The organism is Bacteroidota bacterium, assembly GCA_030706565.1.
Taxonomy (GTDB): domain Bacteria; phylum Bacteroidota; class Bacteroidia; order Bacteroidales; family JAUZOH01; genus JAUZOH01.
Window position 1 is genome coordinate 1 of sequence record JAUZOH010000128.1, and the last position, 9,406, is coordinate 9,406.

At 41.1% G+C, this 9,406-nt stretch carries 4 protein-coding genes; 1 reads left to right on the forward strand and 3 read right to left on the reverse strand.

Annotated features, from left to right (window positions below):
* A partial coding sequence (locus Q8907_08295; GenBank protein ID MDP4274262.1) for a C1 family peptidase occupies positions 1-2,069 on the reverse strand: 2,069 nt, incomplete at its 3' end.
* A 365-nt stretch (positions 2,070-2,434) separates the two neighbouring features.
* On the opposite strand from Q8907_08295, the gene secA reads away from it, so the two are divergent.
* Positions 2,435-5,752 (forward strand): preprotein translocase subunit SecA, encoded by a 3,318-nt coding sequence (gene secA, locus Q8907_08300; protein ID MDP4274263.1) that lies wholly within the window; start codon positions 2,435-2,437, stop codon positions 5,750-5,752.
* Between the two features lie 117 nt (positions 5,753-5,869).
* On the opposite strand, the gene Q8907_08305 is transcribed toward secA, so the two are convergent.
* The gene (locus Q8907_08305) at positions 5,870-7,162 is read right to left on the reverse strand and encodes a hypothetical protein (protein MDP4274264.1); all 1,293 of its coding nucleotides are present in this window, start codon (positions 7,160-7,162) and stop codon (positions 5,870-5,872) included.
* A gap of 463 nt (positions 7,163-7,625) precedes the next feature.
* Positions 7,626-9,293 (reverse strand): arabinan endo-1,5-alpha-L-arabinosidase, encoded by a 1,668-nt coding sequence (locus Q8907_08310; protein ID MDP4274265.1) that lies wholly within the window; start codon positions 9,291-9,293, stop codon positions 7,626-7,628.
* Positions 9,294-9,406: the final 113 nt, after the last annotated feature.

Consider the following 9,406-nt stretch of genomic DNA (forward strand, 5'->3'; position numbering starts at 1 on the left):
CCTTCGCTACACCAGGTTTTTTGAGTATTGCAGTTTGTTTCGGGAGGCAAAGGTTCTTTTTCCTCTACTGTTGCATGCCTGTTGGTAAAAGGCCCGTTGTCACCCATGGAAAGGGCAATAGGGTTACACATATCATCATTCAATGGTGCAACATTAACATTGACCGTCACCTGATCCTCTCCCGAACAGTTTCCTTCAGTACCCACAACGGTATAGATGACCGTATCTGCCGGGCTGGCAATCACAGACGATCCCTTTGTTGTATCCAGCCCGGTGGCAGGCGACCAGGTATAATCATCAGCTCCAAAAGCTGTAAGAGTAGTTGATTTACCTTTTGTCAGTTCAACTGAAGAATAAGGCAGAAAAACATCCAGTGAGCTGACCGCATTGACATAATTGCTTCTGACTGAAGTATCAGCACCGGCAGGACCTGTAACTATGAGTCTGATATTTTTCTTTCCGCTGGTTGAATAAGTTACTTGCACAGGCCCTTTGTCTGTTGAGGTTTTGGGACTTGCACCCTCACCGAAATCCCAACTGTATGAGCTGATATTTCCTTTGGAATTCTGGGTAAAAGTCACTTTACTGCCCAGGCAAATTTCTTTTTTGTCGGCAGTAAAAAATGCAACGTTGGATTTTGAAGTATCTGCGTAAGCCCGTATACATAAATCAGCCTGATAGTCGGTCACTGTATCGCCCAAGGGCTGCCAGCTTTTACCCTCCGGACTAATCCAGTTAAACCCCACAGGTTGTATTTGTGGACTTGCATAGGCACTGCCGGAGGTATCGGTTATTGCCATTTCAGCGGGAATCGGGTATCCCAACCCGGGTGTAGTATATTTTACCTGTACATAAAAATCACCTTTAACTTTTGCAGGGATATCAAAAGTATAATAACCTGGGAATTCGCAAACCTGGTTGTTAAGAGAGGCAATAAGATTCTTCAGGGTGTCGGCAGATTTGTTTCCGTAAATGTTTATATCAATAACTGAGCCTGATCCTAAAACAAAAGTTCCCACTTTAAAGATAAATTCAGAATCGGAAGCAGTAAATTTAGTTAGTCCGTATCCGACGGGTTTATTGAATCCCAAAGAGCTGACAGCGCCCAATTCATCATACATGTGCAGCATGTTAATGCTCCTGGTATCCACCCTGTATGGATAATAGGAAGAAGAATTTAAAAATTTGCTATCCTTATAAGCCACATAAAAAAATCCGTTTTCCCCCCAGGCTGTACCCCAGCTGTTTTTTACAATCCATGCGCCGTTAGTCGATCCCGGACTTTGTTTTCCTCCGGTCACAGTTTTATTATCATCCCAGCCCACAATCAACACGCCATGATCCACGCTTTCTGCACCATTGTAATAAAAAGTATAATCTTTAGAGTTATAATAATAATCGAAATCATCACCTGCATACATGGAAGTAGCTACTGCGCCGTAGTTCATAATAGCCCTCTTAATGATATCTTTATCCGAGGGAAGCCAACGGGCTTCAGGTACATACTTATAAGGAGCAATACCCGTTTTACAGGTTGTCTGGCTATCCAGGTAACCATCCTGACTTTCCAAAACCGGCCCTGCCAGGCGTGTCAAATAAGCCGCAGCCATTACTTCGTTTCCCCCATTACCATATTTTGTAGAAAAGCCATGGCAGGTGGACATATTTTTCTCAGAAAGATTTTCCTGATCAGCATAAAATTTCAGCCAGTTCGATTCTATCGCACCCATAGCAGCAAAAGCCCAACAATTTCCCCATTGGTACTGATTCCTTGCCGGCGTAACCAGGTTCAAGGTACGCAAATCATAGCTTGAAGGCAGAGCCTCCGCACTTTTCAACCTGCTTTTAACAATAGAAGTGCTCTCAAAATGAAAGGAAAGAGGAGAAGGAATATACCCCAATCCAAATCCCTGCCTTGTTAGTGAAACATGTTCACCTGTTTTTTTCTCTTCAAAATATTTTACATATTCCGGATTAAGTGGAGCTTTCCCAAATTTTACCTGCGAAAAGGCAATGCCTGAAGTCAGATAAAAAAAACAACAAGCCAAAAAAATCCCTTTTTTTTTCATGTTCTTGTCAATCTAAAGAACAAACTTAATGTTTTTTTGTTAACCATTTTTAAGCATATAAAAAATTCTATAAATAATTTCTGAAAGGGGAATTAATTTGTTCTTCTTGTAAATATTTACACATGGTACAAATTATATTTCAAATAGCAGAATTACATTCAAAAAATTCAGGTCATTGTTATAAAAATCAGCATTATTCAACTGATGACCCTGTAATTTACAGGAGAGAAGAAAAGATATTTAGAAATGGCTGGATTTTTATTTTTCCTATAAAGAAGTAAAAGAACAATTGATACAAATAATCAAAGAAAAAAAGTTAATTTTGTTGGCTTTAAAATAGTAAATCCTAAAATAAAAATATATAAATGGGTGTTTTAGATAATGTATTGGGCTCGATTTTTGGCAACAAGGCAGAAAGAGATATGAAAGAGCTGAGGCCTTATCTTGAAAAGATAAAGGCTGAATATGAAAAAATCAAGGTTCTTAGTAATGATGAGCTAAGGGCTAAGACTTTGGAACTGAAAGCGATCATAAAAAACCGTATTAAGGGTGATGAAGATGAAATAACCGGGTTAAAAAACGAAATCGAAAATAACGACCTTGATTATGAAGAAAAAGAAAGGCTTTATGATAAAGTCGATAAGATAGAAAAAGATATACAGCAAAAGCTGGAGGATGTACTGAATGAAATTCTTCCTGTGGCCTTTTCAGTGATGAAGGACACAGCAAGGCGTTTTTTTGAAAACGAGACCATTGAAGTCACAGCCACTGATTTTGACCGTGAGTTGGCCATCAATCATGATTTTGTTGATATCAAAGGCGATAAAGCCATTTTTCACAATCACTGGAATGCTGGAGGGAACGAGATAACATGGGATATGGTACATTACGACTGCCAGTTAATCGGTGGTGTTGTACTGCATCAGGGTAAAATTGCAGAAATGGCAACCGGTGAAGGGAAAACCCTTGTGGCAACCCTGCCTGTATTTCTGAATGCTCTAACCGGCCGTGGAGTTCATATGGTTACCGTAAACGATTATTTGGCAAAACGTGACTCCGAATGGATGGGCCCCTTGTATGAATTTCATGGACTTTCAGTTGATTGCATCGACAAGCATCAACCCAATTCTGAAGCCCGCCGCAAAGCATACAATTCAGATATCACTTTCGGAACAAACAATGAATTTGGTTTCGATTATTTAAGGGACAATATGTCCATTACGCCACAGGACCTGGTACAAAGAGGCCACAATTATGCCATTGTCGATGAAGTGGATTCGGTTTTAATTGATGATGCGCGTACTCCTTTGATCATCTCCGGTCCCATACCTAAAGGTGAAAATCAACTGTTTGATGAGTACAAATCCAATGTTGAAAAGCTGGTCAATGCACAGCGCAAACTCGTCACCCAATATTTGATCGAAGCCAAGAACTTTATTGGAGAAAAAAATACCGAAAAAGGGGGAATGGCCCTTCTGCGTGCTTTTAAGGGATTACCCAAAAATAAATCTCTGATTAAATTCTTAAGTGAGCAGGGAAACAAAGCCCTGATGCAAAAGACCGAAAATTTCTATATGCAGGACAACAACAAGAATATGCATATAGTAACCGATCCCCTTTACTTTATCATCGACGAGCAAAACAATTCGATTGAACTTACGGATAAAGGCCTTGACATTCTGGCCTCCTCTTCCAATGATACCAATTTCTTCGTTCTTCCTGATATTGGAAGTGAAATTGCCGATATTGAAAAAGCAAACATCAGTCCGAATGAAAAGATGGCCCGTAAAGATGCGCTTTTGCAGGATTATGCCATCAAATCGGAACGTGTCCATACCGTCAATCAATTGCTCAAAGCATATACCCTTTTTGAAAAGGATGATGAATACGTGGTTATAGACAACCAGGTAAAAATTGTTGACGAACAGACAGGTCGTATCCTCGAGGGCCGAAGGTATTCAGATGGCCTGCACCAGGCAATTGAAGCCAAGGAACAGGTGAAAGTTGAAGCAGCTACTCAGACTTTTGCAACGGTCACCTTGCAGAATTATTTCAGAATGTATCACAAACTGGCCGGTATGACCGGTACAGCCGAAACAGAAGCCGGTGAATTCTGGAATATTTACAAACTCGATGTGGTGGTTATCCCCACCAACCGTTCGATTATCAGAAAAGATTATCAGGATTTGGTATACAAGACCAAACGTGAAAAATACAATGCGGTTATTGAAGAAATTACAGAGATTGTCAATGAAGGCCGTCCTGTACTGGTGGGTACAACTTCAGTAGAAATTTCCGAATTGCTCAGCCGCATGTTGAAATTAAGAGGCATCAAACACAGTGTACTGAATGCAAAATTACACCAGAAGGAAGCTGAAATTGTTGCCCAGGCCGGTAAATCAAAAACGGTAACCATTGCAACCAACATGGCAGGCCGTGGTACCGATATCAAACTTATCCCGGAAACACGTGATGCCGGAGGTCTGGCTATTATTGGTACGGAGCGTCATGAATCCCGCCGGGTTGACCGCCAGTTGCGTGGCCGTTCAGGACGTCAGGGAGATCCGGGTACTTCACAGTTCTATGTCTCACTGGAAGACGACCTGATGCGTTTGTTCGGTTCCGACCGTATTGCCAAACTGATGGACCGTATGGGATTAAAAGAAGGCGAAGTGATTCAGCATCCCATGATTTCGAAATCCATCGAAAGGGCACAGAAAAAAGTTGAAGAAAACAACTTTGGTATCCGTAAACGTTTGCTTGAATACGATGACGTCATGAACTCGCAAAGGGAGGTGATCTATACCCGCCGCCGCCATGCTTTATTTGGCGAAAGGTTAAGCGTGGATATCATCAACACCATGTACGACGTTTGCGAAAGTATCGTGAATGAATTTCATGAAAGTGTGGATTTTGACGGATTCAATATGAAACTGATCCGTTATTTCTCATTCGAATCGCCGGTATCAAAGAAAGAATTTCCAAATCTCAGCAGTCAGGAAATAGTTGATCAGATTTACAAAATCGCAAAAACCAACTATAAGCGTAAAGAAGAGTTTGTTTGCCAGCAGTCTTTTCCGGTAGTAAAAGATGTTTATGAAAAGCAATCCCATCTTTATGAAAATATTGTGGTTCCTTTCACAGACGGTAAAAAGACTATCCATGTCCTTGCCAACCTGAAAAAAGCTTATGACACGAAAGGTAAAGAAATGGTCAGGGCATTTGAAAAAAGCGTGATCCTTATGACTATTGATGAGGCCTGGAAAGAACAGCTTCGTGAAATGGACGAATTAAAACAGTCGGTTCAGAATGCTTATTATGAGCAGAAAGACCCATTGCTTATTTACAAATTCGAATCCTATGAATTGTTCAAGAATATGTTGGATAAAGTCAACAAAGATGTAGTTGCGATGTTGATGAAAGGACATATTCCCATGGACGATTCGGAAGGAGTTCAAAGGGCAAAAGAACCTGAACATCTTGATATGAGCCATTTGTCAACCCAAAAGAGCGATGCTCCTTCTTCATTCAGTGATGCCTCAGAATCAACCGGTAAAGAGCCCCAGGTTACGGCACCTATCCATGTTGAAAAGAAAGTAGGACGAAACGACCCCTGCCCTTGTGGAAGCGGGAAAAAATACAAGAATTGTCATGGCCGTGTTTCTTCGCCTGTCAATGAATAAAATTTAGAGGAAAATGACAAAAAAGGAGATGAACACATCTCCTTTTTTATTTACTATCTGTCCTATTCCACAATAGAGTTATACTTTTCGCAGGATAATTTCAGGATTTTCAAATGTTTATTGCTCCGGATAGGGTTGCGTTTCGATATTGTGAAAAGATTGGAAATAGGTTTTTCCGGCTTCTGCATCCAGATTGAAATCATATCCCCTGGTTTCCCCATTTATGCCACTTACGTATAATTTAAAATTATTTATCCCGACATTTAAAGGTACACGGATATAAGAAATGGAATAAGGCAATGTTTGCCAGCCCCGGGTATCAGCCTTTTCAGTGAGCGCATTGGTAATGCTTACCAGGGTGCCGAAATTTTTATTTTCCCTGCTGGCCGCAGCTTCCAAAGCTTTCTTTGTGGCCATGCGCAGCAACGAAGTTGCCATCTCCCTGACCATCCTGTCGTGTAGAGTTTTAAAAGCAATATCATTGATGTTTTGAACCATCTCTGCAGGATACCTCTGGTTGTTAAAGACTATCTGTGCATTAGAGAAAACAGGTTTCCTTTCAACATATTTTGGAAAAGCCACCCTCATAAAACGTAACTGGGAAAATGCATCTCTTTCATCAGCATTGGCATTTCCGATATAAAATGGGAAAGACAAGCCATCTTCAGGGTCAGCGAGTGTTATCCAACCTGCATTTCCGGGAATTTTGGTGAAATTGATGCTCCACTCCGACTTCACCGGCCCAAAGCCATTCAACCAGAAAAAAACCAATTCAGGTTTGTTCAGGGTGTCAGGTTCATATTTCATTTTAAACGTATCTTCATATTCATGAAGTTCATCATAAAAACCCGTGAGATAGGCAGTGCGAAGCAAATCTTTTTTTAACTGCAGGGGCGTTTGAATATTGAAATTTTTGGCATAATCCGTTTCATATATGTTAAGAGCATTGCGATAAGCAATAAAAGCATCATTGTAATTGTGAACGGCATCATAAATCAATCCCATCAGCGTGTGGGCAAAGGCATCACGGCTATACCTGTTCTTATTAGCAGGATATTTGTCATTTAACTGGTTAAGTTTCACATCAATTCTCTTACATTCCACCAGAGCATCTTCATATTTTCCCAGCTGAATATAATTGAGCGATGTAAAATAATTCAGCATGACTGTTTCAAAATCTTCAGGTTTATATGGCTTTACATTAGGATTGGAAATCAATGAAAGAGCCTCAAGCCCTATGTTTTTCCTTTGATCTTCAATAACCCTGTCGGCAGTTGCGAAGAAATGGTTGCTCGAATCATTTTTTTGTAGCATAAACGACACATAACCCCGATTTAGATAATACAACAACTGATTTTTACCTTCGCCACCTTTTTTATCGTTGTTCAATAATTTATCAGCTCGCTCCATTTCACCACTTAAAATGAAATGTTGAAATTTAATATTCCGGGTATAATAAGTATTACAGCCCGTTATCAATATTAACAAAGCAAAACATAAACCTGAAAAATAACCTTTCATTCTATTTGTTTTCTTTAAAACCGGTTTTAATTTGAATAATGACCAAACTTCTTGCCAAAGCTAGTCAATAGAAAGAAAAAAATGATTAGTTTTTTGGAGAGTTTATCTCCTCAGTTTTCTTTTTCTGGCTCTTTTCGATTGCGAAAGTTTGGTACTTTGAAGTTACAAATCACAGTAATACAAACAATATTATTGATTTCATGCCCAAAAGATAAGATCAAAGCGTAAAAAGAGAGATACTACAGCAAAAAGTCTGCCCAATTTAAGGTTGAGCAGACTTTTTGTTAATCATGATTGTTGATCTGATAAATATTAACTTCTACAGGGAAATTATCTTTAACTGACCTCGATATTATTTTTTCTTTTTGCCCCAATAGGTTGCGTTTAGATTTTTTTCAGTTCCGGCATATACAAATGTTACACAGCGAGGGGTAGCTTCCCAATCGACTTCGCGTTCAACGCAAACAATAACATTTCCCAATGTTAGTTGTTTTTTTGTCACATCGTAACTCCAATTGCCTGTCAGTGCTCCCGACATAGTGCCGTCAGCTTTGAGGGTTAATGCAGTGGCAACATCTTGTTGGCCATAGTTGTATTTAAGGTTTATATGTTCCCATGTACCAACAAGCGAGTCTTTGGTTATAGTACCGTAATCAGGTACGGCTGCATATCGTTCGGGCAATGCTATAGGCCACAGGTTATCGGGTTCGCTTGTTGAGGCCGGGCACCATACAAGGCGGCGTACGTGCCCCATCATAATGGCATTGGAGTAAGCGTTGCCACCAACATTTGCAGGCAATCGTCCCTGCGACATGTAGAACCATTCGTTGGTATTTTCCTTTTGGAAGACACAGCAATGTGATATGCCGACCCATCCGTAGCTAAGATTGAATTTGTAAGGGTGGGTTACAATAGGGTAGCAATCTCCGCCTCCGGCTGTAAAGTTGCGTCCGGTGATGTCGTAGTATGGCCCTTCGATGTTTGTGCTTCTGACCACTCGCGTGTTGTATGATGTCTCGACTATATCGTAAGCCATAAACAAATAGTAGTAACCATCTTTGTATATGATTTCGGGAGCTTCGCTGCCTTGCCAACGCGATGAGGCCGTGCGTGTACCAATTCTCACACCATACCGGGCTGTTAGCTCACTTGTACTGTTTGCGTAAGGCTCACCAAGTTTGTTGAGAGGCTTACCTGTTGTTGCATCGAGTTGCAATAGTGCGAAGCCGCTATGCCACGAGCCATGTATCAGGTAATGTTTTCCCCCGGGTGTTACGATATACGTTGGGTCGATGGCGTTGTAGTAGAAATAGGCATTCCAATCATTTAAGCTGGAGCGGCTGTAGTTTAAGCCACGATCCGATGATGAACAGGTAACGAAACCCTTGTCGATCCATACCGCTCCGGCGGGATCGGTCGATTCGCACATGCCGATAAAGGCGCGTTCGGTCCAGCTTCCGTCAAAGTTGGCTGAGGTGTTGGCTGCGCCAGTTTTGATGTAATTTTCGATAACTATGCAGTAGTACATGCGCAAGATATCTTTCCCTCCAACGTTGACCCGGCGTACTACCGGAGCCCAGTAGTCGTATACGATGTTGTTTTTTGCAATGGCCGCAAGCCCCATGCGCGAACGAATAGCGTTGAGCGAGTCGGCTACCCAGGAGGGTGGGTCATAAAAAGGTCCGCCTACCCATTCCCAATTGACCAAATCTTTTGAACGTTTGCCTTGAAAATGTCCATGTCCTACGGCAGCATTACCATACGAGGCATCAGTGCCGTACATATAGTAATATCCATTGTAGTAGGCAACCGATGGGTCGTGAACATTGGCCAGATTCCAATTGTCCCGGTTTGCCCACGATGATATCGCCGCATAGTCGTCGGCATACGTCGGAATGGTGAAACCTGAAACGGTGTCGGTTCCGCCCGGGTTTTTAGGCTCATTATTATCTTTTTTGCACCCTATAAGCGATAGCGCAATTATGCTGATAGATAAAACCAGTAGATACTTTATTGTCATGTTCAATATGTTTTTTATAAAAAGACTTCCTGATCAACGTATTTTGAACGTTGATCAGGAAGACTCTAATTTAAGAGAATGATTCCTACTTTAAATTTACAACGGGATGAACA